A 26,082-nucleotide genomic window follows, 5' to 3' on the forward strand; every position below is an offset into this window, starting at 1 on the left:
AGCCAAGGTAAGGTTGCCCTACGTTGTCTCCTGGCAAGCGGTTGCGCTCTGAGCGGCACTGGATCCATTGATGGCAGCGACACGACTGGGACAAACCTCCAGCCGTCTAGCGCGTACATGAATCTGTAACATCAGCACACCCCTTAACGTTGTATGCTTAGTGCCCACGCCGCGGCCTCCCCTCGCTGCGACGCAGCGAAGTTATCGACCACCCTTACACGCAAAGGAGTCTCGAATGACAATCGAAAAGGTCTTGTACCGTGCTCATGCGCACGTCACCGGCGGGCGCGACGGACGTGCGACGGTTCCTGAGAGCAACCTCGATCTCAAGCTGACCCTGCCGAAGGAGCTCGGCGGCGCAGGCGGCGACGGCACGAACCCCGAACAACTCTTCGCAGCGGGATATAGTGCTTGCTTCATCGGCGCGCTGAGGGCCGTGAGCGCACGTGAAAAAATCACCTTGCCGAAGGACGTCGCCATAGATGGCAGCGTCGGAATCGGACAGATTCCCAATGGCTTCGGCATCGAAGTCGAGCTGAAAATCTCGCTGCCGGGCATGGACCGTGCAGAGGCGCAAGCGCTGATCGACAAGGCGCATATCGTCTGTCCATATTCGAACGCGACGCGCAACAACATCGACGTCAAACTAACGCTGGTCTGACCCATCCGTCATCGCACGCCTGTTCGAGTGCAAGCAGCGGATGCCGTGTCGCGCGAAGCGCGCGCATATCCGCTGCAGTCATTGAGCGCCCTGCTCTATGCTGGACCTGATCGCGCAGTCGTCAACTAACCGGTGTGCATGTCTGCGAAGCGTGCGTCGACAACTGCAGCCGCACACAATCGACTGCGGCACCCGTTTTCAGATTCTTGCCGCTCCCCTGGAAGCGAATCGCGCTGCCCGACTCCGAAACGGCGGGTCATCGCGCCGTTTGCCGCCCATCTTGTGGCCGTCACGCTCCAGAGATTGTGTTCGACCAGGGAATAACCTGCCCCATCCGACGGTCTTGCAAGTGAGAAGAGACGAAAGGAGTGCGCAAAATGGACATCATCGATATGGCTCGTGCATCGGGCATGGCCGTCATCCTCGACGGCAGGATAGGCCGCGAGGAGTATCAGAGCGTTTGTGGTTCGCTCTCGGCGTTACAGCGGTTCGCCGATGCGGTGCGTGACTGCTCGGCGAACCGGAGCGAACCTCGGAAACGTGCATGCAAGAGTTCTCGCCGCGAATAAGAAGCTCAGGACGACGCGGACGTGTTCTGTTGCCAAACGGCAAGTCACGACGAAGTACCTGTTTGGCCGTGCGCTCGTCGCGGTAAAACACGCGCGGCCTATCTCCTACGACAAAGGGACGCCAGTGCAAACTGTTCTGCGCCGCCTGCAGCTCGCATCGGGTGTGGTGCTGCTGATTTACCTCTTTCTCCATCTTGTCAATCATGCACTCGGGATCTGGTCACTTGATCTTGCCGGGCACGGTCTCACTCTGGCGCTTCGGCTCTGGCATAGCATGCCTGGAACCGTCCTTCTGTATGGCGCCGCCTCCCTGCATTTCTCACTGGCACTACGCACGGTCTACGGGCGTCGCGATTGGGCGTTGCCCGTTGTCGAGTGGGTACGCCTTTGGGCAGGGCTCAGCCTGCCGCTGCTGCTGATTCGCCACGCGGTGGCAACCCGGCTTGCAGCTTCACTTTACGGCTTCGAGCCGAACTACGAGCGCATTGTGGTCTTGCTAATCACGAGCGGCACGCAAGGCCTGCAACTTGCGCTGCTCGCACCGGGCTGGCTACACGGCTGCCTCGGGCTTTGGCTTCGCTTACGTCACTATCCACGGGTACGCCGCGCAAAACCCGCGCTGATTGCAGTGCTGATTGCTATTCCGTTGCTGTCCGCAGCGGGCTTTGTGCGCATGAAACGAGCCGTCGTGGCAATGAGTACCACCCTCCCCGCCACCGATCCCAAACTGGTTGCACATCAGGCCTCGCTTGACGCGTGGCGGCACAACCTTGTAATGGTTTATCTATCGTTGATCATCAGCGCTTTCCTGGCCGGCCAGCTGCGCAACTGGCTTGAGCGCCGGAAGTTGCGCAAGGCATCCTTCAATGCCTGATTCCAGTTCAGGGACGATACGTCGCTCGTCCGATTCCGCCCTCCTTGACCCGATCCACGTTACACGTCCGGCACCGGGATAAACCGGTGTGCTCCATCGTTTACTCATCGGGCGTGGAATATGATGGTTCCCGACGACGCCTACGAATACAGGATGTTCCGTCAGGAGCGCATCGAAGACGTCGTGCCGCACCACTGGAACGAATCCACCTTCGATCGGCGTAACCCCGCATACGGCTTCCACTGATGCCGAGTCCAGCGAGCTACTAGTGCACTCCTAATGCCAGGCAGGCGCAAGCCGGCGCCGCTCGACCAGCGCCGGGCGCACCAGACTCCAGATCAGCGCGGCGCCAATCAGGTCGCCAAAGCCCAACGCCACGAAGAACGGCGTATAGCCGATCGTCATCACCAGCGCGCCCATCACCAGCGTAAAAAGAACGAAATCGAGCCGCCCATCAGGCAGCCGATATCGGCGGCAACGAACGGCAGCCATGCAGATGCACGACCAGGCGAGGCCGCACAGCAGAAAGCCGAAGCGCAGCCCGATACGGTCCATCAGGTAGCCTGTGAGCGGACCGCCCAACGGATACATGACGAGGAACGCTCCGGTAATCCAGCCGTACTGACCGGTGGAGATATGCAGGCTCTGCATGACCGTCGGCGCGGCGACGCTCAACGAGCTGCGTGCCAGGTAGTTCATGACCGTGCCCAACGACAGCAGCGCGATCATCCACCAGCGCAGCCCTTTGACCTTGATTCCCATGATGGTGTCTCTCTCCAGTCCGTCTGTTGTTTTATGCGTTTTGAACACGCCGACACCTCTGCTGGCATCGAAGACATCGCATGTCCGTCAACCTCTTTGGATCAAGGACTAGATCGCGGGTGTTTACCCGATAGGTGCGCTGTAATAGGCGGGATGACCGACTTTCCCTAAGCTTCGCCGGCGCAGTTTATTTTAGTTATGCGACAACTGCTGCGGCTCGAATGACGGTCTCCGCCGGCGTGCAGGTTGCAAGCGCGTGCCGCCCTTGCTGTCCGGCGATTGAAGGCCGTGCGCCGGGAACGCCGAGCGGCCGGCCCCGGCGCATTGGCCGCATGACGTGCGTGACTCGTATTACTCGGCTTGCCGCGACCGATACAGCCTCGGCCAATCGTCGCTCGAGATGCCGACGCAACTCCCCATTTCGCTGATCTCGCTTAACTGAAAGCGTTCACCGTCGAAGATCCAGGTGGTCAGGGTGCCGCAGTCGCCCAGGCCGCGCGCTTTGACGAAACTGCTCAGCTCGCCGCTCGCCGGGTCGTAACCTGTCTCGGTAAGTTCATTGCGAACCGTGGCCGAATCGAGTCCGGCACTCGCCTGGGTGCCGAAATCCAGCGGCTTGGCCGCATAGGGCGGGTGGCGCTGAACCCGGTACATCAGGCTGGTGTGGTTGTATGCGCCGCCCGTCGAGCAGCCTAGCGCGACCACCGCCTCCTTCGACGTCAATGCATAAGCAGCGGACTCGCTCTTCTGCGCGGCGCGCGCATCGTCGTCGTCACCGCTGTCGACACATGTGCTGCCCTGGACTACAGGATGAAAACGCGCGAGCGTCGCGTCGACCAGCGTGCGCTGCTCCGCCTCCGACAAGGGCGCCACGCCTTTCATGGGCTTGCCCGTCAACGGCAGCGGCGCAGCAGGCGGCACCGCAGCAGCGGGCTTGTCGCCCTTGCGCAGCCAGGCCGTGACCGTGTCGAGCCGCCCTTGCGTCGCATCGATCGCCAGCACGCTTGCGCTCAAGCCCGCCAGCGACGCCTGGGGCGGGTCTTTACGCGCCGGATCGCCGACACTCACCGTCTGGCCATTCCGCACGGCCACGAGCCACGCATCGATCGCCGCTGGGTCGTGCGTGACGAGCCGGTAGCGGTACACCGCGTCGCTTTCACTGAGGGCCAATACCTTCCACTGCTGCGGATCGAGCGCGAGCGGATGCCCGTCGAGACGCAGCGCGTTCATGCTCAGCGGTTGTTGCTGGGTGGCGAATTGCAGCGTGGCTGCGCCGTCCGGGCCCGCATCGCGCTGCAGAACGATCAGCAGATTCGTGCCCTCCTCTTCGCCATATGCGGCAGCCTCACAGCGCCTGACGTTATCGCACGTAAGGGACCAGGCCTTGTAGTCGTGCGAAAACGCCTGATAGGCGGCCGCGGGTCCAACTGCAAACGCCAACCCGGCGAAGAACGTGGATGACGCTGCGAAGAACAGGTGCCTCGCTTTCATAGGACATCGCTTCCGATTTTGGGTCACCGCACTCAGCGCCGCTCGCACCGCCGTATTCACTTGCCCGACCGCCCGCCGATCCGGTTTAAAAATCTCTTCATTTTCCTGCTCCCGTTGCGATAGGGCCAGCACCTTATCCTGCCTCTGAACGGACAACCCACTCACCCGATCACCTCTTTGTCGAACTACCCGGAACCATGAAACTGCGGACTTTCACCTTGCGATTAGTGCGGCTGGCTGTGTGCGTCGCCGCCGGCGCGACGCTGTGCGGATGCGCGTCGCTGCACGCCTCCCCTAACGGCCCCGGCGACTGCGTCGGACCGCCGGATTTCTGTACGCCGTTCTTCGGCTCGTAAGAGCATTTCGATGGCCGCACTGGCGCAAACGCCCGAGGCGGCCCGCTCTACACGTGCGCAACCTCCATCAGTCGTTCACTGACAACACCAACGTCGGCGCCGGAATATCCTTGGCCTCGATCTCGACGTTCAGCGGCGCCACTGCCGTGCCGATCGCGAAGAATTCGATCACATGGCTTTCCCAGCGGTACGACTTTTCGTGGATCATCGTGCCGATCACGCCTTCGGCCTTGGCGGTTTGCGCTTCGATCTGCATGCGCTCGATCGCCAGTTCGCGCGCACTGTAAATCGCCTGGGTGAACTGCTCCAGCTCGACGTTGCGCCCCGCCTGATTGAAGGCCTTCAGCATGCCGCGGTGCGCGACGTGGTACACGCAACTGCCCATCACCAGTTCGATGGGCCGGTAACCGGAATTCAGCAGCGTGTAGAAATCCTGGCCAGACAGGTCCGAGGTGAACGGGCCACCGTCGTGCGCCCGGAAGCCCTTGGTGTCGTGGTTATGAACCACACCCGTGCCGATGGCGACGAACTCGAGAATGTCCGCATCCCACTCCACATGCTTGATCTCGAGGCGCACGCCCACAATCCCGTCCGCCCCCATGCCGCGTGCTTCCTCGCGCATGCGCGACATCGCCAGTTCGCGGGCGTGATACATCGCCTGCGACAGCACCTCCAGTTCCTGGTTCTTGTTCCAGGAGCCGTACTGAATGCCGACGTGGTAGATACTGCTGCCCACGCACAGGCCGATCGGTTCGAAGCCGGCCTTGCGGACCAGCAGGAACTCGTTGACCGACAGGTCGGAAGTGAACACCGAGGTCGGGTGTGCCGCGCTGCGCAGCCCCTGAAGACGCGCTTTGGCGTTCGCGGGAAGCTGGGCGGTGACGTCTTGCATCGTGGTTTCAGCCATGTTTGTCTCTGCTCTGGGTAGAAGAAGGTTCAGATGCCGTCGCTGTATGCGTTGTGATGTTCGGAGGTGGAGCGCAGGTTGTCGGGCTTGTCGCTGAGATCGAGCACGAATTCGACGTTATGAGGCACCGCGACGCCGCGCGGGCAATCGACCACCGTACCCATCACGATGTGCCGCCCAAGCAGCGGCGAGTTTTCCTCATCGTCATCTCCCATGCGGATCAACTGGCTAAACTGCAACTGGGCCAGCACGCCCGAGCCCTGGCGGGCGGCATCGGCACGCAGGTCCGCATGCGCGTTGCGGCGGATCCGCTCCCAGAAGGCCGTGCTCTGCGGCAAAGGCTGATTGCCACGCCAACCCATCACGCTGTAATCGAGCGGGCCATTGCTCCACTCATAGCGCGCACCGACCGCGAGTCCCACCGGAATGATCCCGGCCTCCAGCAACTGGATGAACTCCAGCGCCGGCACCGTCGAAATGATGGGCGCCGGGCTCGGCGGCAAGCCTTCGATGCGCACCGCGGTGCCGACCAGCGAGTAGTCCATGCTGTCTTCGAGGTACAGATCGACAGTCACCATCCTGACGTCGATCACGGCATTGGCGCCCAGCACAATCGCTTCCGCTTCCAGACGCTGCAAGGCCTTGCGCCAACCCTGCGCATGCCCTTCGGTCCACGAAAAGCCATAGTGCATCCAGCAGGTCGCGGCGATCGGCGCAATCATCCTCAGGCCGTGGCTGCGTGCCAGCGCCATCTCCGGCGCGGTGAGCGTGGAGACCCACGGCAGCGTGCCGCTCTTCGAATCCGCAAGGCGCTGGTGCACCATGTTCGGCACGCCCTGCGCGTCGAAGAACTCCGGCGCCGGGCCGCTCGGCGTACTCGGCCCATTCTTGCCTTTAAACAGCGAGCCCAACCAGCTCATCGGCATCTCCTGCGAAATTGTTGATTTGGGATCTGGCTACAGCCGGGCCAGCAACTCGGCCATCGCGCGCGCCTTTTCGGTGCGTTCGTGGACATGCGTCATCAGGCCGGCCATCCAGGTGTGGGGGTCGACTTCACGGGTTGAAAGGACGACGCCTTTCACCTTCTTTTCGACTTCGGTGGCGAGGTGCTGGCCGTCTTTTAGGCGCATCGCATAGGTCTCGTTGTCGAAGGACACGGATACACCGACGATTTCCTCAGTCTTCCGAAACAAACCGCGCCGTACCCGATGAACCTGGGCGTGGTTCGGCAAGGCTTCGGCCACGATCAGCGCGAAGCGCGAGAGAAAGGAGGCGCGATCGCCTTCGGCATGGCGCAGCCACGCGGCGGCAAGATCGAAACTGAGCGGCGCAGAACCACCATTAAGGTCGTGTGTGGATTCGGACACGTCATGCTCCAGGCGGTGCGGCGAGCGCCTGGGCCTGCACGCCGCGCATGCCTTCCACCAGCTTGTTGCGCACCTCGATCAGTTTTTGCTCGCGCTCGCGATCCTGGGCGAGAACCTGCTGTTCGATGGCGAGCACTTCTTTCATCGTTTCGATCGACTGGGCCGCCGCTGCCGCGAGCGACTCCAGATTGCGCGGGTCGCCGCCGAGGCTGTGCGCCGCATCGACCGCGGCATCGTGGGCGCCCTGCACGGCCAGCGCGGTGATCCGGCGGGCCGCCTCGTCGAGCTTCTCGCTTTCTTCGCCGGCGCGGCGCGTATCGGCCTGCACCACGGCCTGTGCCGCCACCGCCATCAGGCGCGGAATCGTCACCATGATGCCGGTCGTGAGCTTGCTCACACGCGTCTCGGCCGCCTTGCGGTTCGACGCAATCAGCGGAATCAGCGTCGCGGCGGAAATCATCGCTTCGCGAAGATCCGCGATCCTGCCGCGGAAATTCCCCAGCGTGTTGCGGTAGTCCATGGCAATCGCCGCGTCGCCTGCGGTGTTGGTGCGCAAGGCCACCTGGCGCAACAGTTCTGCTTCGCCGACGCCGCGCTCCAGCGCCAGTTGCATCGCGGCGATGCCGATCGAGAGATCGCTCACGCCCTGGCGCACCGCCTTCGACTGCTCGTCGAGCTGCTGGATGGTGATCATCAGATCGGCCTTGGTGCGCCGTGCCTTGGCCTCCTCGGCATCCATCAAGCCGAGAAAGGCCTTGCGGTTCTCCTGGAACGACCTGGCCGCACCATGGGCGACCTTGCCCAGACGCCCCAGCTTGCTGAGAAAGCCGGTGACCTTCGGCGCGGCTTCGCGGGCTTCCTCCTGAAGCTCCTCGATCCGCAGAATCTTGATGCCGTCGATCACGGCCGCGGCAATGCGTCCAATCTCGCCGGCCTCGCCCACTGTGGTGTCGGCGAGCAGACGGCGCGACGCAAGAGCGAGCGGTTGCAGCGCGTTGTCGACGAAGTTCAGCGTAGTCGTGGTGTCGTCGAAGCGGATGCTGTCGGCCAGCTTCTGCGCTACCGCACGCTGTTCCGGCGCAAGCGAACTGAGATCGACCAGCCGCTCCGCAGGCGGCATGGGCGTCAACACTTCGGCGGGCAGGTTCGAGTTCGAAACAGCCGGAGCCGTCTCGGGCGCGACCTGCAGCGCGCCGGTTTCAGCCGGTTCGCCGGCAGCGTTCAGGAAGGCCGCCAGATCCAGCGGCGACTCGGTAGGGCTGGACGGATCTTTTGCAGTGGGATCGCTCATGGGAAGCCGGATGGTAATTGGGAAAATGAGCTGAAAAGTAAGCCGAAGATGAAATCAGGGAGCAGGGAAAAATTGCGGATTAAACGCGCTCAACTGAAAAAAATTACGTGGCGAGACGATGTCATTTTTAAATTCGTTAAATCGACCGCGCATTCCCGCTCCACACATGTGCCACGCGTCATTCGAATGGAGTGTGATATAGCCGTGTATGAGACGGCTCGCTAGCTCGATTAACTTCCACTGTTCCCCGAAGGCACAACAGCATAAACCGGATTCGACCCAGCAGGAATAGGCAGCAATGGAATAAAGCGCGATCTTGTAAGCCATTTATAAGCTATATCGTTGCCCGATATGCAATATGAATGGCGCAACATCTACTGACTTAAAAACGTCATTGTTAAATCACAGTGCTGCGCTATTTCCCCGGCAGTGACCGCACAAACTCGAGCGCCGAGTCGACGATCCGGCCACGCAGGGCATCGTTGCCGTAGACCTCGGAAGCGGCCCGCACCCAGCCGGGCATATGCCGCCCGCGCGAGATCATGGGGACGATGCCTGTGATCTGCAGCGCCCAACCATCGCGATCTTTGCCCAGGCGCACCAGCATGCCGTCCTCACGCGCGCCGCACAGCAGATTGCCATTCAGCAGCCAGGCCCACCCGCCAAACATGGCCTTCTCCGTGATTCCATATACTGCTCTCAATTCGTCGTTTAACAATTCTTCCAGACCGCGATCGCGTGCCATGCTGTTTCCCGCTTCGTTTTGAGTGCCGCCCCTATCTTATCGATAATCGAACGTTGCGATAGCAGGCACAATTGTTGTCATGCGTCGCGCATGAAATGCACTGCTTTATCGGCCGAAACCTTAAAAAATTTGACTCCACCCCGGTTTCAGACGTAGCATTTCGCCATGGCTAAGGGACAGACCCAGCGCCGCCAATCTCCTGAGGGATTCTCATGAGCACGTTGTCCAGGCGCTTCGATGCGCTGATTTTCATTGGTCGTTTTCAACCCCTGCATCGCGGTCACCTCGAAGTCCTGCGGCGCGCGTTGAGTCTCGCGACCCAAGTCTGCGTTCTGATTGGTTCAACCGACCGGCCTCGCACCGTCAAAGACCCGTTCTCGTTCGACGAACGCCGCCAGATGATTACGTCTGTGCTGGCCGAGGAAGAACGCGAGCGCGTCGCCATCGCGGCGGTACAAGACTCCACCTATAACGACGGCGACTGGGTGCGCTGGGTTCAGGACGCAGTCGCGGCCGAACTGGGCGACACGGCCGGCAAGAAGATCGGCCTGATCGGCCACGAGAAAGACAGCTCGTCGTATTACCTGCGCATGTTCCCGCAATGGGAACTCGTCGATGTCGACGCAAGCGAAGACATTTCGGCCACGGAGATTCGCGACCAGTTCTTTGCCGAGCGCAGCAACAGCTTCGTTTCGTGGGCCGTTCCGGCTCCGGTGTTCGATTGGCTCGAGCAGTTCCGCACGCGGCCCGAATTCCTGCAGTTGAAATCCGAAGCGGAATTCATCGCGGGCTACAAGAAAGCGTGGGCGGCGGCCCCCTACCCGGTCACCTTCGTTACGGTCGACGCGCTGGTCGTGCATTCCGGTCATATCCTGCTGGTGCGCCGCCGCAGCGAACCGGGGCGCGGCCTGTGGGCCTTGCCCGGCGGCTTCGTCAACCAGGACGAGCGGCTCGAAGTGGCCTGCTTGCGCGAGTTGCGCGAAGAAACCGGTCTCAAGCTGCCGGAACCGGTGATGCGCGGTTCGCTGAAAGACCGCCAGGTGTTCGATCACCCACAGCGTTCGGCGCGCGGCCGCACCATCACGCACGCCTTCCTGTTCCACTTTCCGGTCGGCGATCTGCCGCGCGTCAAAGGCAGCGACGACGCCGACAAGGCGCGCTGGGTGCCCTTGAACGTGTTCGCGCAGATGCGCAACGTGATGTTCGAAGACCACTTCGACATCGCCTATCACTTCCTCGGAAAGCTTTGATTCGTCCCACCCGCCGGGATAGACCCGGCGGCACCTCAACGGCATAGAGGAGCTCTAGCCATGCAAACCACTCTCCGCAGTTTCGCCTCGATCCTCGCCAACCCGATCCTCAACACGGATTCGTACAAGGCCTCGCACTACCTGCAATATCCGCCGCAAGCCTCGGCGATGTTCTCGTATATCGAATCGCGCGGCGGCCGCTATGAACGTACGGTGTTCTTCGGGCTGCAGATGCTGCTCAAGGAATACCTGTGCCGCCCGATCACCAATGCGATGATCGACGAAGCCAAGGCATTCTTTGCCGCGCACGGCGAGCCGTTCAACGAAGCCGGCTGGCGCTATATCGTCGGGCAGTATGACGGCTATCTGCCGGTGCAGATCCGCGCCGTGGCCGAGGGTTCGGTGGTGCCGGCGCACAATGTGCTCGTCACCGTCGAGTGTGAGGATCCCGAAGTGTTCTGGCTAGCCTCCTACCTCGAAACCATGCTGCTGCGCATCTGGTATCCGGTGACGGTTGCGACCCAAAGCTGGCACCTGCGCAAGACGATCCGCCACTATCTGCAGAAGACCAGTGACGACCTCGCGCAACTGCCGTTCAAGCTGCACGACTTCGGCGCGCGCGGCGTGTCGAGTGCGGAGTCGTCGGCAATCGGCGGCGCGGCTCACCTGGTCAGCTTCATGGGTTCGGATACGGTGCTCGGCGTGGTGGCGGCAAACCAGTTCTACAACGAACCAATGGCGGCCTTCTCGGTGCCGGCTGCGGAGCACAGCACGATCACGGCATGGGGCCGCGAAGGCGAAACCGACGCCTACCGCAACATGCTGCGGCAGTTCGGCAAGGAAGGCGCGATCGTCTCGGTCGTCTCCGACTCCTACGATCTGTTCGCCGCACTCGACCTGTGGGGCACGCAGTTAAAGCAGGCGGTGATCGACTCGGGCGCGACGCTGGTGATCCGGCCGGACTCGGGCGACCCGCTCACCATCGTGCTGCAGACCCTGCGCGCACTCGACGCCTCGTTTGGCTCGACGCTCAACAGCAAGGGCTACCGCGTACTCAACCATGTGCGCGTGATCCAGGGCGACGGCGTCAACGCACAATCGATCGAAGCGATTCTGGCGGCGCTCGACGCAGCCGGTTATGCCGCCGACAACCTGGTGTTCGGCATGGGCGGCGCCCTGCTGCAACAGGTCAATCGCGACACGCAACGCTTCGCGATGAAGTGCTCGGCCATCCGGGTCGGCGCGACATGGCAAGGCGTCTGCAAGGACCCGGTGACGGATGCCGGCAAGCGCTCGAAGAAGGGCCGTCTCACCTTGCTGCGCAACCGCCGCACCGGTGAATACCGCACGGTCGAGTTGCCGCTCGCGTGGGACGACCACAGGGTCGAAGGCGACTGGGACGAAGCGCTCACCACGGTGTTCGAGGCGGGCAAACTGCTGGTCGACGATAGCTTCGCTGCGATCCGGGCCCGGGCTCATGCGGACGAAGCCTGAGTTACCGGAAGCGCAGGCGGGAGCAGGAACCGCAGCGATGGCCGCGCGCGTGACGATTCCACTCGTGCCGCTCCTGCAGACTCGCGAGCGCCTGCCGTTGCTGCAAACGAGCCGCGCCTTCGAGCAACTTGCCGGGCGTTTCAGCAAAGTGGCGTTACGCGAACCGCCGACGGACGACGCGGCACGCTGGCATGAGCACACGCTGGGCGCTCAGCGCTTGCGGTTTGCGCAACCGCTGACCTTCACGCCGTACGCATCGGCGCGGCCGTGCTCGGCGCGCTGCCGGTTCTGCTCCGAGACGCTGGTCGACGAGACCGCCGAGGGTGCGCTTGCCGCCGCGCTACGTCCGGACCCAGGCTATTTCGCAGCGTTGCGGCGCGCCCTCGGCGCATTGCGCGGCGTCCCCCTCTCCTATTCTCTATCCGGGCTGGAAAGCACCGACGACCCCGCGTGGCTGCTCGGCGTGCTCGATACTTTGCGTGCCGCGCGCGCGGACGGCCCGTTGGTCAGCGAGACAGTCATGTATTCCAATGGCGCCGGTTTCGTCGACCACGCCGCCCGTCTGCTGCCCGCGCTCGAAAGCTTCGGGCTGTCGTGGCTGGAATGGTCGCGCCACCACGATCACGCCGAGGCCAATCAGCAGATCATGCGCTTTCGTCCCGGCCAGCGCATCGCACAGCAGGCCACCTTCGAGGCGGCGGTACGCGCGGCGGTGCAGCGGTTCCCGGTCAAGCTCGTATGCGTCGTGCAGCGCGGCGGCATCGTCACACCCGTAGACGTGTTTCGCTATGTCGACTGGGCTCATGGGCTTGGTGTCGACACGGTGATCTTCCGTGAGTTCTCCGAACTGCCGGCGCACTACCGCCACAACGCGACGCGCCGCTATATCGACGGCGCCCGCGTGACCATTGACGACCTGTTGCTCGGCTGCATCGACGACAAGCGGTTTCTCGAGCGCTACACGCCGCTTGCGCTTACTGGCGGCTACTACTTCTGGAACGCCCGCTGGGCACGAGATGACGGCCGCGAGGTGGTGTTCGAACGCTCCGACTATGGAACCATGCTCGAACACGAAGCGCGCGGGCTGATCTACAAACTGGTGTTCCACGCCAATGGTCATCTCTGTTCCGGATGGCAACCGGAGCGCGGCGTGTTATGGAGAAGCGATGACAGTCAATAGCTGGTTGCATCTGCGCGCCCAGGATGCGCGCCATGCCTTACCGGAGTCGCTCAGGCAGCGTGATCCGCGCGGCGCACGCGACTGCGGCTGGGTGGAACAGATGATTCCGTTTATCCGCAGCCATGCCAGCGAAGATGCCGGTATCATCGACCCGTTTTGCGGCTTCGGCTCCACGCTCGTAGCGGCTGCGCTGGAAGGCGTCCCGGCGGCCGGGGTCGAACTCGATGCCGAGCGCGCGATGCTGGCACGCGAGCGGCTCGCCTTGCTGGGTGCAGACCCGCACCGGTATCCGGTGTTGACCGGCAACCTTGCGCAGCAGGCCACCCGCGATGCGCTGGCCGGCTTGCCGGCCTTGTCCGCGTTGCCCGAATTACCCGCTGACGGCACGCATCGGCAAGCGGGCGCTGGCGACCCGCTTCCTGCACGACGCAAGTTCACACTGTGCATGACCAGCGTACCGTACTTCGGCTGCCCGCCTATCGCGACCGCCAGGCAGTCCATCGCGTCCTCGCCGTCCGGTGCGGACACCGAGGGGCAACTCTATGGCATGCGCTTTTACCAGCACTTTCTGAACGAAATGCGCGAGGTATTCCTGGGTGTGCACGCGCTGCTCGAGCCGGGCGGCTGGTGTGTCGTGATGGCGCAGAACCTGCGCCTCGCGGATACCTTCGTGCCGCTTGCATGGGATGTGGCGCGCATTCTCGGCGAGCGCTTCGTGCTTCACGAGGAACGGCTGATCGTCTACGACGCGGCCCACAGCGGACAGGAAAATCGAGCGCCCGCGCCGACCAATCGAGCCCACGAATACGCGCTGATCTGCCGCAAGCAGTCACGCGGACTCGATGAGCGCGAGGCGTACGCATTGCTCGATGCGCTGGCACAGCAGCAATTCGAGTTCCTCGTGTATGGCAGCCTGGCGCGACGCATGGCCGGCGAGCATGACGTGACGCCGAACGATATCGATCTGCTCTGCCCGCCCGACGACGCGCAAGTGTCGCGACTGGTGCGTTGGCTCGAAGCACAAGGCTTCCGGCTCGAATCGTGGAACTCGCCGGTGTCACCGCCGCTCGCCTTGGGTGCGCTCGCCTATCGCTACTACTTCCGTGCACGGCGAGTCGATGCGTTGGGCGCGACGCTTCAAGTGGATATCGCCATCGCGGAGACTCGCCTCGCCTTCGACGGCCAGGCGGCTCTCGCGCGACGCGACCTCGGACCCGGCACGGCGCCATTTGCCGTGCTCGCGGCAGGAGCGCACGAGTAGCAAACGTGTTAGCCCGGCCGCTTCATGCCAATCGCATAGAGGCCTGCTTCGACGCTGCCCTCTGCCTGCTTAACAAAACCCGGCAAAACCCCGCAAAACCCGCAAAAACCGTTACCCTTTCGCGTCGATCGATCCCCCACGTCCCACACAGATGATCTCCATGCGCCCGATTCGCGTCGCCCTCCTCTCCGCCTGCATCTTGTCTGCGTTTGCCGCACAGGCGTCCCTCGCAGCCGGCTGCCCTGCGGCCGACGCTGCGGCACGCGCCGCGCTCGCGGCCCAGCAAAAGGTGCAGCAAGACTCCACGTCCATTCCGATAGGCGAGGAAGGAGACACGGACCTGAGCGTCCCTCTGCAGAAGTCGCTGCACAACTTCAAGCAGGCGCTTGCCGATGCAGTGGAGGCGCGTATGGCCTGCGCCGGGCAAAGCGTCGATATCACCGCACTCAATCGCGATCTGTCGGCGACGCTGCAGCGCAAGGCGGTCACGCCGGCCGCGTCGGCCAAGGGGCCGACCTACGGCAACGGGCTGGACATCGACGCGCAACTCACTGATGCCACATCAGCAGGCGCGGCACCCTCGGCCAACGCGGCGGCGCCGCTCGTCCTCGTGCGCTCGGGAATCGGCATCGCGTGCGGCACCGATAACGTGGTGCTCGGCTATCGCTGGGATGGCGCCCACTGGAAACGCGTATTGCGCTGGCAGAGCGAGAACGTCAAAAACATCGCCGACGCATATGGCTTCCCCATCGGCATCGTGCCGCTGCATGATGGACAGGTGGCGCTCTTGCGCGGTACGCCGCAGTGCGCGTCGCGCTGGGGCCAGGTGGCGATCGATGTGATCGCGCCAGCCCAGGGCGCCGCCGGCCAGCGCAGCCTCTTTCACACCGGGCACGGCTATATCAACGAAGAGGAAACCAGCTTCAAACCGACCGCCGACGGCTTCGAGATGCGCGCGCATGTCGCTTCGCTCGATACCGATCTGATGGAACGTGTCGGCATCCTCCGTTATCGAGTCGCGGGCGACCAGGTGACACGCATACAACCGGCCGCCAACAACGGACGGGACTTTGTCGACGAATGGCTGCAAGTGGACGAACCGCTCGCCCACGCCTGGAGCGATCCGGGCGCTGCCACGCAAGCGGTGGCCGAGCGCGCGCGTTTGCTGGCTACCGCCAAGAAGGAGAGCCTCGGCGTCAGCTATGGCGCCGTGCGCAGTTGCAGCGACCATGCGGCGCGCTACCAGGTCGAACTGGAGCTGGCCACCGACACGCCCGCCAAAGCCGCGCCCCACTTCGCCGTGATCCAGCAGGCACGCAACGGCTTCACGCTAATGGCCTTCAACCCGGCGGCCGATCCCCAATGTCGCGGCGCGGACCTGATGGGCAGCAAGGGCAAATAGGCCGGGCGCCAAAAACCTGCCGCCGCGCGCCTTTACTGTTTCAAGATGATCCGCGCAGCGTTATCGACGGCCACCTGGATCGCATCCAGATTCGCCCCTGCGCATGGACCTTCGATGCAATGTCCGTCCTCGAAGCGAAACAGCGCGCTGTGGTGCGCGCACATCAGCACCTGCGCAAGATCCGCCGCTTCGTCGAGCCCTTCTTCCGGCATGCCGATCTGCGCAAGCGCCGCCGCAATACCGAGCGCGCGGATCGCTTCTTCCGCCATCAGGCTGACGACCGGGTTTGCGTCTTCGGCATAGAGCGCTTCCACCGCGTGCGCCAAATTGCGTCGCGATGATCGGCGACAACGCAAGCCCGAATAACGCGAAACCGCTTTGCTGGAGGCCGAAATTGAAGCCGCGCCGCTTCGGATGAGACGCATCGGCGGTGGCGGCGAAGCTCGTCGGACAAAACGATCCTTCAGCGACCCCCATCAGCGCGCGCACGGCGAGCAGACTCATCAGGCCGCCCGCGAGCCCGGAAAAACCCGACAGCAGCGAAAAGACGATGATCGCGGGAATCAGCACCTTGCGACGTCCGATCTTGTCGGAGATGCCGCCCATCAGCGCCGCGAAGATGCCCCACGAAAGCCCAAGTATGCCGATGCAGTTGCCAACGTCCTGCGCGCTCAGGTGCAGATCCCGCATGATGGATGGGAACAGCGGCGCGATCAGCCACCGGTCGAGGCCCACCAGCCCGAAGCCGAGCGCCAGCAGCACCACGGCTTTCCACTCATACGCCACATCCCAGTCGTTCGATTTCATCTTTGTCCCCTTGAGCCGGTCGCCGCATATGGAGGCGCCTCACAACCGGCGCCTTCTCTGCTGACGAGCGACGATTGCGGGCTCCGGCCACGCCGTCGGGTTCGTTGAACAGGTATCGATCGGCGCGCGTGGATGCACGACATCGATGTGGCAAAGATCGGTGCAGGAGTGGCACAGGCGATACGGGACAAGCGCCGAATACGTCATTCGCGAATCGCAAACAATGACGGGCCGGTGCGCTGAAAACGAGAGCGGACAAGGCCGGGCGGTGGGAATCGGCTGGTAAGTAAGCCTGCTTTCCGGCGTACCAGGAGAAGTACGGGTATAGGAATCCGGTCGGGAATAGCCTCCTGTTGATGTCCACCCAGTCATGAATTCAAGCCGTATACTGGTGCGCTGGATCCCCGAACCGGCTACGCATGGCTCCCTCATCCGCTGAAAGCGCCGCGCAAGCGCACCAACTGGCGCTGCAAGGCGCGACGCTGTTTCAGGCTGGGCAGACCGCGCAGGCACGCGAGGCCTGCCTGCAGGCGCTGCGCCTCACGCCACGCTCCGCGGAGGTGTTGCTGTTGCTGGCGTTTATCGCGCTGCACGCCAATCAGCCGCACGAAGCGATCGACTGGGTTGACCGCGCACTCGCCGAGAACGGCAAGCTCGCCGACGCCTATTTCCTGCGCGGCGAAGCGCAGCAAAAAGCGCAACTCTACGAGGCGGCGGCCGCGAGCTACGACGCGACGCTCAGGCTCAAGCCAGAGCACGCCGATGCCTGGAACAACCGCGGCAACGCCTACCACGCGCTTGGCCAGCACGAGCGCGCACTGGAGAGTTATGACAAGGCGATCGAACTGAATCCCGCCAAAGCCTCGTTTCACAACAACCGCGGACTCGCGTTAAAGGACCAGGGCAATGACGCGCTTGCAATCGCCTGCTTCGAGCAGGCCATCGCCCTTCAAAGCGATTACGGTCTCGCCCATTTCAACCTCGGGCTATCGCTGTTTGCGCTTGGGCTGTATGAAGAAGCAGCGGCTCGCCACGCCGAAGCGATCAGGTTGATGCCCGGCCATGCTCCCTCCCACTGGGGGCGCGCCGACGCCTTGCGGGCAAGCGGAGACTACGAGGCCTCGCTAGCGTCCTACAACGCAGCCTTGGCGCTTGAACCGGGCCGGGCCGACATCTACAACAATCGCGGCCTGCTCCTGCACGTCTGGGGCAAGCACGACGAAGCTCTGACGGACTTCGAAACCGCGACGCGACTGGACCCCGGCCACGCCGACGCCCACTGCAACCGCGGCATGGCCCTGGAAGCGCTCGGACACTATGCGCAGGCGCTCGGCCACTACGAGACGGCCATAGCCCACTCACCGCAGCACGCCGCGGCGCACTTCAATCATGCGCTGTGCCATCTCACGCTCGGCCACTACCGCAACGGCTGGCATGAATACGAGTGGCGCTGGCAGACCGAGCAGCTCAGGTCATCGCAACTGCATTGCATTCCACCCTTGTGGAGCGGCAACGACTCGCTGCAAGGTCAACGGATTTTGCTGCACGCCGAACAGGGACTCGGCGACAGCTTGCAGTTTTGCCGCTATCTGCCAATGGTGGCCCAACTCGGCGCGACGCCGATCGTCCAGGTGCAGGCGCCGCTCGCGTCATTGATGCGCACCATAAGCGGGGTTTCGCAGGTTGTCGTAGCGGGCGAAGCGCTGCCCGAGTTCGACTTTCACTGCCCGTTCATGAGCCTGCCGCTGGCGTTCGGCACGACCCTGGAAACCGTGCCGGGCGGGCGGCGCTATCTGTCGCCATCGAGGGACAAGTCTTTACTGTGGCAAGAGCGGCTTGGCACCAAGCGCTTGCCGCGAGTTGGCCTGGTGTGGGCCGGCGCGCCGCACACTTCGCGCGCCGTGCAGCGTCCCGTCGACGTACGCCGCTCGATTCATCTGGCAAAGTTTGCGGCCCTTAGTACTCCAGAGGTGGAATTTTTCAGCCTGCAGAAAGGCGAACCCGCGGCATCGCAGTTGCGCGAGCTTGAACGGGCTGGTTGGAATGGCCCGCGTCTGGCCGACTTTACCGGCGAATTGAGCGACTTCGAAGACACCGCTGCCCTGGTCGATCAACTCGATCTGGTGATTTCGGTCGACACTTCCGTTGTCCATCTCGCGGGCGCGCTCGGCAAGCCGGTGTGGCTGCTCAACCGCTTCGACACCTGCTGGCGCTGGATGACCGAACGCGACGACAGTCCGTGGTATCCGACGATGAAGATTTTTCGCCAGCCCGCCGAAGGCGATTGGGACAGCGTGATCGCAAGCGTGCAGGCCGAATTGCAGCGTTTCGTGGTGCAAGGCCAAGGCCCCCGCCTCTAGTTCCAGGCACCCTCCCAGCCACACGGTACGTCGCATGCCGTACATCACCCCGCAGAACACCCCATGGTTCAATAAACATCCCGCACATAGCGCTTGTCGCGCGCCAGCCCGCTCACGTATTCCTGCGCCTTCTCGTCGCTCATCCCGCCGTGGCTGGCTACCACCGCTTTCAAAGCCGCATCGACGTCTTTCGCCATCCTGCTGGCGTCGCCGCACACATAGAAGTGCGCTCCTGCTTCGAGCCACGCCCACAGCTCTGCACCGTGTTCGCGCATGCGGTCCTGGACGTAGATCTTCTCGCCCTGATCGCGCGAAAAGGCCAGATCGAGCCGGGTCAGCAAGCCCTTCGAGCGCATCGTGTCGAGTTCATCGCCATAGTAGAAATCCGTCGCCGCGCGTTGCTCGCCGAAGAACAACCAGTTACGGCCCGCGTCGCCGCGTGCCAGCCTTTCGTGCAGAAAGCCGCGAAACGGTGCGACGCCGGTGCCCGGCCCCACCATGATCATCGGTGTATCGCCGTTGCGCGGCGGGCGGAAATGCGCGGACTTCTGCACGTAGACCGGCACGCTCACCTCCCCGGCGCGATCTGCGAGGAAGGTTGAAGAGACGCCCTTGCGCTGGCGCCGGCCGTTGTTGTAGCGCACTGCCGACACCGTCAGATGCACTTCGCCTGGATGCGCCTTGGGGCTGGAGGCAATCGAGTACAGACGCGGTTGCAGGCGCTTGAGCATGCCGAGCAGCTCCGGCGCAGTAAGCGCCACTGGAAACTCGTGCAACACGTCCGCCAACTGTTGTCCCCACAACCACTGCTTCAGGTCCGCCTTGCGCTCGTCCGCCAGCAATGCGCCAAGCGCGCCGTCACGGCTGCGTGAGGCGATGAACGCGAGCGCTTCGGCGCTCGGGCGGGCAATTTCGAAATGTTTCGCCAAGGCATCGGCGAGCCGCATCTCACCGATACCGCTGACGCTCACCGCCGTATCGGCTGCGAGTCCGCTCAAGCCGATCAGCTCGTCGACCAGCTCAGGGCAGTTGCTCGGCCACACGCCGAGCGCATCACCGACCTCATATTCGAGCCCGGAGTCCGCGGTCAACAACGAGAAATAACGCGTATCCTTCGCGGCGCCCTGCTTGTTGAGCCGCAGGTTCGTCACAAGCCGCGACGCGGCGGGATGCGCTTTGCTGGGCACGACGCCCGGCAAGACCGCGGGAATCATGCCTTGCGGCGCGACTTCATAGAGCGCTGCATCTTCTTCCTTGATCCGGGCGATGATCCGCTCGAGCCAGGCATCGGCGGTGGCCTGAAACTCGGTATCGCAATCGACCCGCGGCAGCAGGCGCCGCGCGCCCTGCTCGGCCAGACGCTGGTCGAGCTTGCGGCCATGGCCGCAGAACTGGTCGTAGTTCGGGTCGCCGAAGGCCAGCACCGCATAGCGCACGCCGTCGAGGCGCGGCGCGCTGCCAGCCTGCAACGCAGTCCAGAAACTCGCGCCGTTGTCGGGTGCGTCGCCGTCGCCGAAGGTGCTCGACATCAGCAGCACATACTGCGCTTTCGCCAGCGCCGCCACGTCGTAATTCGCCATGCAGCAGGTGCGAATTTCGAAGCCCGACTCCATCAACTGTGTTGCATAGCTCTCAGTCAGCGATTCGATGTTGCCGGTCTGCGACGCCCACAACAGCAGCACTTTCGGCCGGGCTCGCGCAATCCGCACGGCGCCTGAAGCGGAGGTCGCGTCGGACCCCGGCGCTGCGCGTGCGCCCAACCCAGGGTTCGACGCATCGGCCCGGCTATAGAGCCCCGCCAGCACGCCATCGAACCAGAGCCGGGTGGCGGGCGGCAGCGGCGCGTTGGCAGGCAGCACGGGCACACCGTCGAGCCTCGCGGCAGCGCTCGAACGCAGGCCGTTGATGAAGCCCGAAACGTACGCACGTTGCGCGTCGTCGAGTTGCGGTGCGGGCATCTCGGGCACACCGAGCAGCGTGACGAGGGCGTCGATGCGAGACATGTCTCTTTCCTTGTGCGGGCCGGCGCTGCCGGCATCCAGCAGCGCAGGGTTGTCGGAGCCGAATGTGATGGCCTCAGGGTCGTCCGGCACGGCCTCAGGCTCAGGCGCGACCCGGCTCAATGCCACGGCGCAGAACTTCAGTTCCGGTTGTTGCGAGATCGGATCCACCGCATCGCCGGTCACGGCGTTGATGCAGAGGTCTTCGCCGAACACGTCGTTCCAGTGCATCGGCGCAAAGCATGAACCGGCGCGCACGCGCTCGGTCACGACCGCAGGCAGGACGGCGCGACCCCGCCGCGAGCGCACTTCCACGCGATCTTTGGCCTCGATGCCGAGCGCGGCCGCATCCTCCGGGTGAATCTCCACGAACGGCTTGGGGTTGAGCTTGTTCAGCATCGCCACCTTGCCGGTCTTGGTCATGGTGTGCCATTGATGCTGCAAGCGCCCGGTATTGAGCACGATCGGAAATTCGGGCACCGGCATTTCCGCCGGCTCGGTATGGGGCCGCGCGAAAAACACGGCCTTGCCGCTTGCAGTCGGAAACACCAGCGCCGGCCGGCTGCCATCGGGCGCTTGCCTGAGCGTTTGACTAACGCCGTCGTTTAGATAGCGCAGCGGATTGCGGTCGTGCTGAGCATCCGGCGCGCACGGCCATTGCAGCGACGTCTCGCGCAGCCGTGCGTAACTGGCGCCGCGCAGGTCGTAGCCCGTCCTGGGGTTCGACGCGCGCGTGATCTCCGCGAAAACTTCCTCTGCCGAGGCATAGCTGAAGGCCTCGGCAAAGCCCATGGCACATGCCACCCGCGCGATGATCTGCCAGTCCGGCAAGGCGTCGCCGGGCGGCTCGATGGCCTTTTGCATGAGCGTGAGGTTGCGCTCGGAGTTGATCATCACGCCTTCCGCCTCGGCCCACAGCGCACCGGGCAGCAGCACATCGGCGTAGCGATTGGTCTCGGTGTCGAGAAACGCGTCCTGGGCGATCACCAGTTCCGCAGCCTGCAGCCCTGCGATCACGTTCTGCCGGTTGGCGACGCTCGCTACCGGATTGGTACAGATGATCCAGCAGGCCTTGATCTCGCCCGCCGCCATGCGCGAGAACATATCGATGGTCCCGTTGCCGGTTTCCGCTTTCAAGGTACCCGGTGCGATGCCCCACAAGTCCTCGACGAACGCGCGGTCTTCCTCCACTAGTATGGAGCGCTGACCAGGCAAACCCGGCCCCATGTAGCCCATTTCGCGGCCACCCATCGCGTTCGGCTGGCCCGTCAGCGAAAACGGCCCGCTGCCCGGGCGGCAGATCTTGCCCGTCGCGAGATGCAGATTGCAGATTGCGTTGGTATTCCACGTGCCGTGCGTGCTCTGGTTCAGGCCCATGGTCCAGCAGCTCAGCCACTCCGGCGCCTCGCCGATCCATTGCGCGGCGGTATGGATATCCGCCTCGGAGAGGCCCGTCAGCGCGGCCACTTTCTCAGGCGCATAGTCATCGAGGAAGGCCGGCATCTCGTCCCAGCCCTCGGTGGCGGCTGCGATGAACGCGGGGTCCGCGTGACCGTTTCGGTGCAACAGATGCAGCAGGCCGTTGAGCAGCGCGAGGTCGGTGCCCGGCTTGATCTGCAGATAGAGATTCGCCTTGTCCGCGGTCGTGGTGCGGCGCGGATCGACCACGATCAGCTTCGCGCCGGCCTTGACCCGGTCCATCATGCGCAGATACAGGATCGGATGACAGTCGGCCATATTGGCGCCGATCACAAAGAACAGGTCGGCCTTGTCGAAGTCCTGATACGAGCCCGGCGGACCGTCGGCGCCCAGCGACAGTTTGTAGCCGCTGCCGGCACTCGCCATGCACAACCGCGAATTGGATTCGATCTGGTTGGTGCCCACGAAACCCTTGGCGAGCTTGTTGGCGAGATACTGTGCCTCGATCGACATCTGCCCGGACACGTAGAAGGCGAGCGCGTTGGGCCCGTGGCTGTCGAGCAGCGCACGCAGGCGACGGCCGGTGTCGGCAATCGCCTGATCGAGCGGCAGCGGGATCGGGTCGCCAAGACGGTCGCGCCGCTGGAAGGCGGTTTCGAGCCGGCCCGACTTGCGCAGCGCGACATGCGCCGAAGAGCCCTTGGTGCAGAGCCGCCCGAAGTTGGCGGGGTGTTCGCGGTCGCCGGCAATCTTGACGACCTGGCCGTCCTCGACCTGCAGGACCATGCCGCAGCCGACGCCGCAGTAGGGGCATACCGTCTTGACGCTGGCGCTGCTCATCTCGTGATCGACCCTCTCGTGCCTTGCGGTGCCTTCTCAGGCGTTCTCAGGTGTTCTCAAGCAGTCATATCGCAACCCACACCTGACCGTCCCTGACCTGCGCGGCAAATGCGCTGACCGAATGCTCGGGGGCTTCAAGGCATTCGCCGGTGCGCAGATCGAAATGCTGCTTGTAGATCGGCGAGGCCACCACGATGCGCTCGCCGAGGCTGCCGATCAGCCCGCGCGAGAGCACCGCGGCCTGCGAGCAGGGATCGTAGTTGTCGATGGCGTACACCCCGCCCTCGCCGCCCCCCACCTTGAACACGGCCACCTGCTTGCCGTCGACGAGGGCGCACACTCCCGTATTCGGCACGATCTCGTCGAGCGCACAAACCGGCACCCAGTCGTGCGGATTGGCTTGCGTGCTCATGATGGATGACTCGGGTTCAGCGATGGCTGGCTCATTGTGCATATCCGCTTGCATGTCGATCTCCTCAAACCGTCTCTGCAACCACAGGCACCGGAAAAGGTCTCGCTGACGCACGTTCTTCCAGCGTTGCGGGACGAATCTGGCCGCGTTCCTCGACAAAGGCCACGTTCTGGTCGGCCTGATCGCTGTTGACGAAATGGCGGAAGCGCTTGCGCGTCTCGGGGTCGGTCACGGCCTTCTTCCATTCGCATTCGTACGTGTCGATCACGTTCTGCATTTCGGCTTCCAGCTCTGCAGCGAGCCCCAGCTTGTCGTGCACCACCACGTCGATCAGGTATTCCAGACCGCCTTCGAGGTTGTCGCGCCACACGCTGGTACGCTGCAGCCGGTCGGCGGTGCGCACGTAGAACATCAGGAAGCGGTCGATATAGCGCACGAGGGTCTCGCGGTCGAGATCCGCCGCCAGCAGTTCGGCATGACGCGGCTTCATGCCGCCGTTGCCGCAGACATACAGATTCCAGCCCTTCTCGGTGGCGATAATGCCGACGTCCTTGCCCTGCGCTTCGGCGCATTCGCGGGTGCAGCCCGACACGCCGAACTTGATCTTGTGCGGCGAGCGCAGGCCTTTATAGCGGTTCTCGATGGCGACGGCGAGCCCGACCGAATCGCCGACACCATAGCGGCACCACGTCGAACCCACGCACGATTTCACGGTGCGCAACGACTTGCCGTAGGCATGGCCCGATTCGAAACCGGCCGCAATCAGTTCTTCCCAGATCAGCGGCAGCTGATCGACGCGCGCGCCGAACAGGTCGACGCGCTGGCCGCCGGTAATCTTCGTATAGAGGCCGTATTTCTTCGCCACCTGGCCCACGGCGATCAGGCCTTCCGGCGTAACCTCGCCGCCCGGCATGCGTGGCACCACCGAATAGGTGCCGTCGCGCTGGATATTGGCGAGGTAGTAGTCGTTCGAATCCTGCAGGCTCGCGTGTTCCTTCTTCAGCACGAACTCGTTCCAGCACGAGGCGAGAATGCTGGCGACCGCCGGCTTGCAGATATCGCAGCCAAGGCCGTGACCGTGCTTCTCGAGCAGCGCGCCGAAGGTCTTGATGCGCTCGACCCGCACGATGTGATGCAGTTCCTGGCGCGAATACGGAAAGTGCTCGCAGACATGGTTGTTGACGGCCAGCCCCTGCTTTTTCATTTCCGCCTTCATTACCTGGGTGACGAGCGGCACGCAGCCGCCGCAGGACGTGCCCGCGCAGGTGGCCGTCTTCAATGCGCCGATACTGGTGGCGCCTGCGCCGACCGCCGCGCAGATTTGCCCTTTGGAAACGTTGTTGCACGAGCAGATCTGCGCGCCGTCGGGCAGCGCGTCGACGCCCAACCCCGGTTTGGCCTTGCCGTCGCTGGCCGGCAGGATCAGGAATTCCGGCGCCTCCGGCAACTCGATGCGGTTCAGCATCATCTGCAGCAGCGTGCCGTATTCGGTGGCGTCGCCCACCATCACCGCGCCGAGCAGTTGCTTGCCGCAGTCGGACACCACCAGCTTCTTGTAGACCTGCTTGCGTTCGTCGCTGAACTGGTAGGCGCGGCTGCCCGGCGTCTTGCCGTGCGCGTCGCCAATGCTCGCCACGTCCACGCCCATCAGCTTGAGCTTGGTGCTCATATCCGCACCGGCAAAGCCAGCCTCGGCGCCGAGCAACTGTTTGGCTGCAATGCGCGCCATTTCGTATCCCGGCGCGACCAGCCCATACACCATGCCGTTCCATGCGGCGCATTCGCCGATCGCGTAGATGTCGGGGTCGCTGGTGCGGCAGGTCGCGTCGATTGCAATGCCGCCGCGCGGTCCCAGTTCCAGTCCGCAAGCGCGGGCAATCTCATCGCGCGGCCGGATGCCGGCGGAAAACACGATCATGTCGGTGTCGAGATGCGTGCCGTCGGCAAACTGCATGCGATGCGTACCGGTCTCGCCATCGACGATCGCGAGCGTCTCTTTGCCCGTGTGGACCTGCACGCCGAGTTCCTCGATCTTGCTGCGCAGTACCCGGCCACCGCCTTCGTCGATCTGCACCGCCATCAGGCGCGGCGCAAACTCGACCACATGCGCGGCGAGCCCCATATCGAGCAGCGCCTTTGCGCATTCGAGCCCCAGCAGGCCGCCACCCACCACCACGCCCGTCCTGGCGCGCGCGCCGCAGGCCTGCATGGCTTCGAGATCTTCGATGGTACGGTATACAAAGCAGTCCTGACGATCGTTGCCTGCAATCGACGGCACAAACGGCGTCGAGCCGGTGGCAAGCACCAGCTTGTCGTACGAAAGCGTTTCGCCGCTCGAGATGCTCACGGTGCGCGCGGCGCGGTCGATCGCCACGGCCTTCGCGTTGAGCTTGAGCAGCAGGTTCTCGCGCTCGAAGAAGCCGGGCTTCACAAGCGACAGGTCGTCGGCGGACTTGCCGGAAAAGAATTCGGACAGGTGAACGCGGTCGTATGCCGGACGTGGCTCTTCGCACAGCACGCTCACGTGCAGCCTGGACCCCGCCTCGTCCACGAGACATTCGAGGAGCTTGTGCCCCACCATCCCGTGACCGATCACGACAACGTTCATGACAGGGGTTTCATCCGTTTCCAGCT

Annotated in this window: 21 protein-coding genes and 1 pseudogene; 10 read left to right on the forward strand and 12 right to left on the reverse strand. The window is 63.6% G+C overall.

What is annotated here, in order from left to right; all coding sequences use genetic code 11:
• Positions 1-235 precede the first annotated feature (235 nt).
• The 4 genes from BLQ92_RS20385 to BLQ92_RS41115 all read left to right on the forward strand — a co-directional run bounded on the left by BLQ92_RS20385 (position 236) and on the right by BLQ92_RS41115 (position 2,350).
• The gene (locus BLQ92_RS20385) at positions 236-661 is read left to right on the forward strand and encodes an organic hydroperoxide resistance protein (RefSeq protein WP_090686355.1); all 426 of its coding nucleotides are present in this window, start codon (positions 236-238) and stop codon (positions 659-661) included.
• 377 nt (positions 662-1,038) lie between these two features.
• Positions 1,039-1,230: a hypothetical protein gene (locus BLQ92_RS20390; protein WP_090686356.1), complete on the forward strand. Its 192-nt coding sequence runs from the start codon at positions 1,039-1,041 to the stop codon at positions 1,228-1,230.
• Between the two features lie 124 nt (positions 1,231-1,354).
• The gene (locus BLQ92_RS20395; RefSeq protein WP_090686357.1) at positions 1,355-2,104 is read left to right on the forward strand and encodes a hypothetical protein; all 750 of its coding nucleotides are present in this window, start codon (positions 1,355-1,357) and stop codon (positions 2,102-2,104) included.
• A 120-nt stretch (positions 2,105-2,224) separates the two neighbouring features.
• Positions 2,225-2,350: a hypothetical protein gene (locus BLQ92_RS41115; protein ID WP_279607908.1), complete on the forward strand. Its 126-nt coding sequence runs from the start codon at positions 2,225-2,227 to the stop codon at positions 2,348-2,350.
• Between the two features lie 30 nt (positions 2,351-2,380).
• Here the strand turns inward: BLQ92_RS41115 and BLQ92_RS20400 are convergent, their stop codons facing one another.
• The 7 genes from BLQ92_RS20400 to BLQ92_RS20430 all read right to left on the reverse strand — a co-directional run bounded on the left by BLQ92_RS20400 (position 2,381) and on the right by BLQ92_RS20430 (position 9,023).
• Positions 2,381-2,866: an MFS transporter gene (locus BLQ92_RS20400; RefSeq protein WP_090686358.1), complete on the reverse strand. Its 486-nt coding sequence runs from the start codon at positions 2,864-2,866 to the stop codon at positions 2,381-2,383.
• A gap of 351 nt (positions 2,867-3,217) precedes the next feature.
• A complete protein-coding gene (locus BLQ92_RS20405) occupies positions 3,218-4,357 on the reverse strand; it encodes a DUF1176 domain-containing protein (RefSeq protein ID WP_090686359.1) in 1,140 nt (379 codons plus the stop codon).
• 423 nt (positions 4,358-4,780) lie between these two features.
• Positions 4,781-5,620, reverse strand: coding sequence for a heavy metal-binding domain-containing protein (locus BLQ92_RS20410; protein ID WP_208449348.1), 840 nt, complete (start codon positions 5,618-5,620; stop codon positions 4,781-4,783).
• A 29-nt stretch (positions 5,621-5,649) separates the two neighbouring features.
• Positions 5,650-6,540, reverse strand: a complete 891-nt coding sequence (locus BLQ92_RS20415; protein WP_175772221.1) for a heavy metal-binding domain-containing protein — start codon at positions 6,538-6,540, stop codon at positions 5,650-5,652.
• A 36-nt stretch (positions 6,541-6,576) separates the two neighbouring features.
• Positions 6,577-6,987 (reverse strand): hypothetical protein, encoded by a 411-nt coding sequence (locus tag BLQ92_RS20420; protein ID WP_090686361.1) that lies wholly within the window; start codon positions 6,985-6,987, stop codon positions 6,577-6,579.
• A 1-nt stretch (position 6,988) separates the two neighbouring features.
• Complete coding sequence (locus BLQ92_RS20425; RefSeq protein WP_090686362.1) at positions 6,989-8,278, reverse strand: toxic anion resistance protein; 1,290 nt, start codon at positions 8,276-8,278, stop codon at positions 6,989-6,991.
• 415 nt (positions 8,279-8,693) lie between these two features.
• Complete coding sequence (locus BLQ92_RS20430) at positions 8,694-9,023, reverse strand: TfoX/Sxy family protein (RefSeq protein ID WP_090686363.1); 330 nt, start codon at positions 9,021-9,023, stop codon at positions 8,694-8,696.
• Between the two features lie 212 nt (positions 9,024-9,235).
• On the opposite strand from BLQ92_RS20430, the gene BLQ92_RS20435 reads away from it, so the two are divergent.
• The 5 genes from BLQ92_RS20435 to BLQ92_RS20455 all read left to right on the forward strand — a co-directional run bounded on the left by BLQ92_RS20435 (position 9,236) and on the right by BLQ92_RS20455 (position 15,610).
• Positions 9,236-10,273: a bifunctional nicotinamide-nucleotide adenylyltransferase/Nudix hydroxylase gene (locus BLQ92_RS20435; RefSeq protein ID WP_090686364.1), complete on the forward strand. Its 1,038-nt coding sequence runs from the start codon at positions 9,236-9,238 to the stop codon at positions 10,271-10,273.
• Between the two features lie 60 nt (positions 10,274-10,333).
• Positions 10,334-11,767, forward strand: a complete 1,434-nt coding sequence (locus BLQ92_RS20440; RefSeq protein WP_090686365.1) for a nicotinate phosphoribosyltransferase — start codon at positions 10,334-10,336, stop codon at positions 11,765-11,767.
• On the forward strand, positions 11,751-12,947 hold the full coding sequence (locus BLQ92_RS20445; protein WP_244896662.1) for a radical SAM family protein: 1,197 nt from the start codon (positions 11,751-11,753) through the stop codon (positions 12,945-12,947). The genes BLQ92_RS20440 and BLQ92_RS20445 overlap by 17 nt, the downstream gene beginning before the upstream one ends.
• The gene (locus tag BLQ92_RS20450; RefSeq protein WP_090686366.1) at positions 12,934-14,208 is read left to right on the forward strand and encodes a TRM11 family methyltransferase; all 1,275 of its coding nucleotides are present in this window, start codon (positions 12,934-12,936) and stop codon (positions 14,206-14,208) included. Before BLQ92_RS20445 ends, BLQ92_RS20450 begins: the two co-directional genes overlap by 14 nt.
• 160 nt (positions 14,209-14,368) lie before the next feature.
• Positions 14,369-15,610, forward strand: a complete 1,242-nt coding sequence (locus BLQ92_RS20455) for a hypothetical protein (RefSeq protein ID WP_143016643.1) — start codon at positions 14,369-14,371, stop codon at positions 15,608-15,610.
• Positions 15,611-15,642: 32 nt separating this feature from the next.
• On the opposite strand, the gene BLQ92_RS40710 is transcribed toward BLQ92_RS20455, so the two are convergent.
• Both BLQ92_RS40710 and BLQ92_RS20465 read right to left on the reverse strand, forming a co-directional pair.
• Complete coding sequence (locus BLQ92_RS40710) at positions 15,643-15,864, reverse strand: Rieske (2Fe-2S) protein (RefSeq protein WP_341806669.1); 222 nt, start codon at positions 15,862-15,864, stop codon at positions 15,643-15,645.
• 73 nt (positions 15,865-15,937) lie between these two features.
• Positions 15,938-16,417, reverse strand: a pseudogene (locus BLQ92_RS20465) (MFS transporter); the annotation flags it as partial.
• Between the two features lie 419 nt (positions 16,418-16,836).
• Between BLQ92_RS20465 and BLQ92_RS20470 the strand changes: the two are divergent.
• A complete protein-coding gene (locus BLQ92_RS20470; protein WP_090686368.1) occupies positions 16,837-18,777 on the forward strand; it encodes a tetratricopeptide repeat protein in 1,941 nt (646 codons plus the stop codon).
• A gap of 68 nt (positions 18,778-18,845) precedes the next feature.
• Here BLQ92_RS20470 and BLQ92_RS20475 read toward each other — a convergent pair whose 3' ends face one another.
• From BLQ92_RS20475 to nirB, 3 genes are all read right to left on the reverse strand, one after another.
• Complete coding sequence (locus tag BLQ92_RS20475; protein WP_090686369.1) at positions 18,846-23,036, reverse strand: bifunctional nitrate reductase/sulfite reductase flavoprotein subunit alpha; 4,191 nt, start codon at positions 23,034-23,036, stop codon at positions 18,846-18,848.
• A gap of 64 nt (positions 23,037-23,100) precedes the next feature.
• A complete protein-coding gene (gene nirD, locus BLQ92_RS20480; RefSeq protein WP_090686550.1) occupies positions 23,101-23,448 on the reverse strand; it encodes a nitrite reductase small subunit NirD in 348 nt (115 codons plus the stop codon).
• Between the two features lie 64 nt (positions 23,449-23,512).
• Positions 23,513-26,056 (reverse strand): nitrite reductase large subunit NirB, encoded by a 2,544-nt coding sequence (gene nirB / locus BLQ92_RS20485; RefSeq protein ID WP_090686370.1) that lies wholly within the window; start codon positions 26,054-26,056, stop codon positions 23,513-23,515.
• Positions 26,057-26,082: the final 26 nt, after the last annotated feature.

The sequence above is a fragment of the Paraburkholderia phenazinium genome, assembly GCF_900100735.1.
GTDB classification, from domain to species: domain Bacteria; phylum Pseudomonadota; class Gammaproteobacteria; order Burkholderiales; family Burkholderiaceae; genus Paraburkholderia; species Paraburkholderia phenazinia.

Bases quoted from the DNA above. Each gene is read 5' to 3' on its own strand.
- BLQ92_RS20385 (WP_090686355.1), top strand. From the start codon at position 236: ATGACAATCGAAAAGGTCTTGTACCGTGCTCATGCGCACGTCACCGGC.
- BLQ92_RS20390 (WP_090686356.1), top strand. From the start codon at position 1,039: ATGGACATCATCGATATGGCTCGTGCATCGGGCATGGCCGTCATCCTC.
- BLQ92_RS41115 (WP_279607908.1), top strand. From the start codon at position 2,225: ATGATGGTTCCCGACGACGCCTACGAATACAGGATGTTCCGTCAGGAG.
- BLQ92_RS20400 (WP_090686358.1), bottom strand. From the start codon at position 2,866: ATGGGAATCAAGGTCAAAGGGCTGCGCTGGTGGATGATCGCGCTGCTG.
- BLQ92_RS20405 (WP_090686359.1), bottom strand. From the start codon at position 4,357: ATGAAAGCGAGGCACCTGTTCTTCGCAGCGTCATCCACGTTCTTCGCC.
- BLQ92_RS20410 (WP_208449348.1), bottom strand. From the start codon at position 5,620: ATGGCTGAAACCACGATGCAAGACGTCACCGCCCAGCTTCCCGCGAAC.
- BLQ92_RS20415 (WP_175772221.1), bottom strand. From the start codon at position 6,540: ATGAGCTGGTTGGGCTCGCTGTTTAAAGGCAAGAATGGGCCGAGTACG.
- BLQ92_RS20425 (WP_090686362.1), bottom strand. From the start codon at position 8,278: ATGAGCGATCCCACTGCAAAAGATCCGTCCAGCCCTACCGAGTCGCCG.
- BLQ92_RS20430 (WP_090686363.1), bottom strand. From the start codon at position 9,023: ATGGCACGCGATCGCGGTCTGGAAGAATTGTTAAACGACGAATTGAGA.
- BLQ92_RS20435 (WP_090686364.1), top strand. From the start codon at position 9,236: ATGAGCACGTTGTCCAGGCGCTTCGATGCGCTGATTTTCATTGGTCGT.
- BLQ92_RS20440 (WP_090686365.1), top strand. From the start codon at position 10,334: ATGCAAACCACTCTCCGCAGTTTCGCCTCGATCCTCGCCAACCCGATC.
- BLQ92_RS20445 (WP_244896662.1), top strand. From the start codon at position 11,751: ATGCGGACGAAGCCTGAGTTACCGGAAGCGCAGGCGGGAGCAGGAACC.
- BLQ92_RS20450 (WP_090686366.1), top strand. From the start codon at position 12,934: ATGACAGTCAATAGCTGGTTGCATCTGCGCGCCCAGGATGCGCGCCAT.
- BLQ92_RS20455 (WP_143016643.1), top strand. From the start codon at position 14,369: ATGCGCCCGATTCGCGTCGCCCTCCTCTCCGCCTGCATCTTGTCTGCG.
- BLQ92_RS20470 (WP_090686368.1), top strand. From the start codon at position 16,837: ATGGCTCCCTCATCCGCTGAAAGCGCCGCGCAAGCGCACCAACTGGCG.
- BLQ92_RS20475 (WP_090686369.1), bottom strand. From the start codon at position 23,036: ATGAGCAGCGCCAGCGTCAAGACGGTATGCCCCTACTGCGGCGTCGGC.
- nirD (WP_090686550.1), bottom strand. From the start codon at position 23,448: ATGAGCACGCAAGCCAATCCGCACGACTGGGTGCCGGTTTGTGCGCTC.
- nirB (WP_090686370.1), bottom strand. From the start codon at position 26,056: ATGAACGTTGTCGTGATCGGTCACGGGATGGTGGGGCACAAGCTCCTC.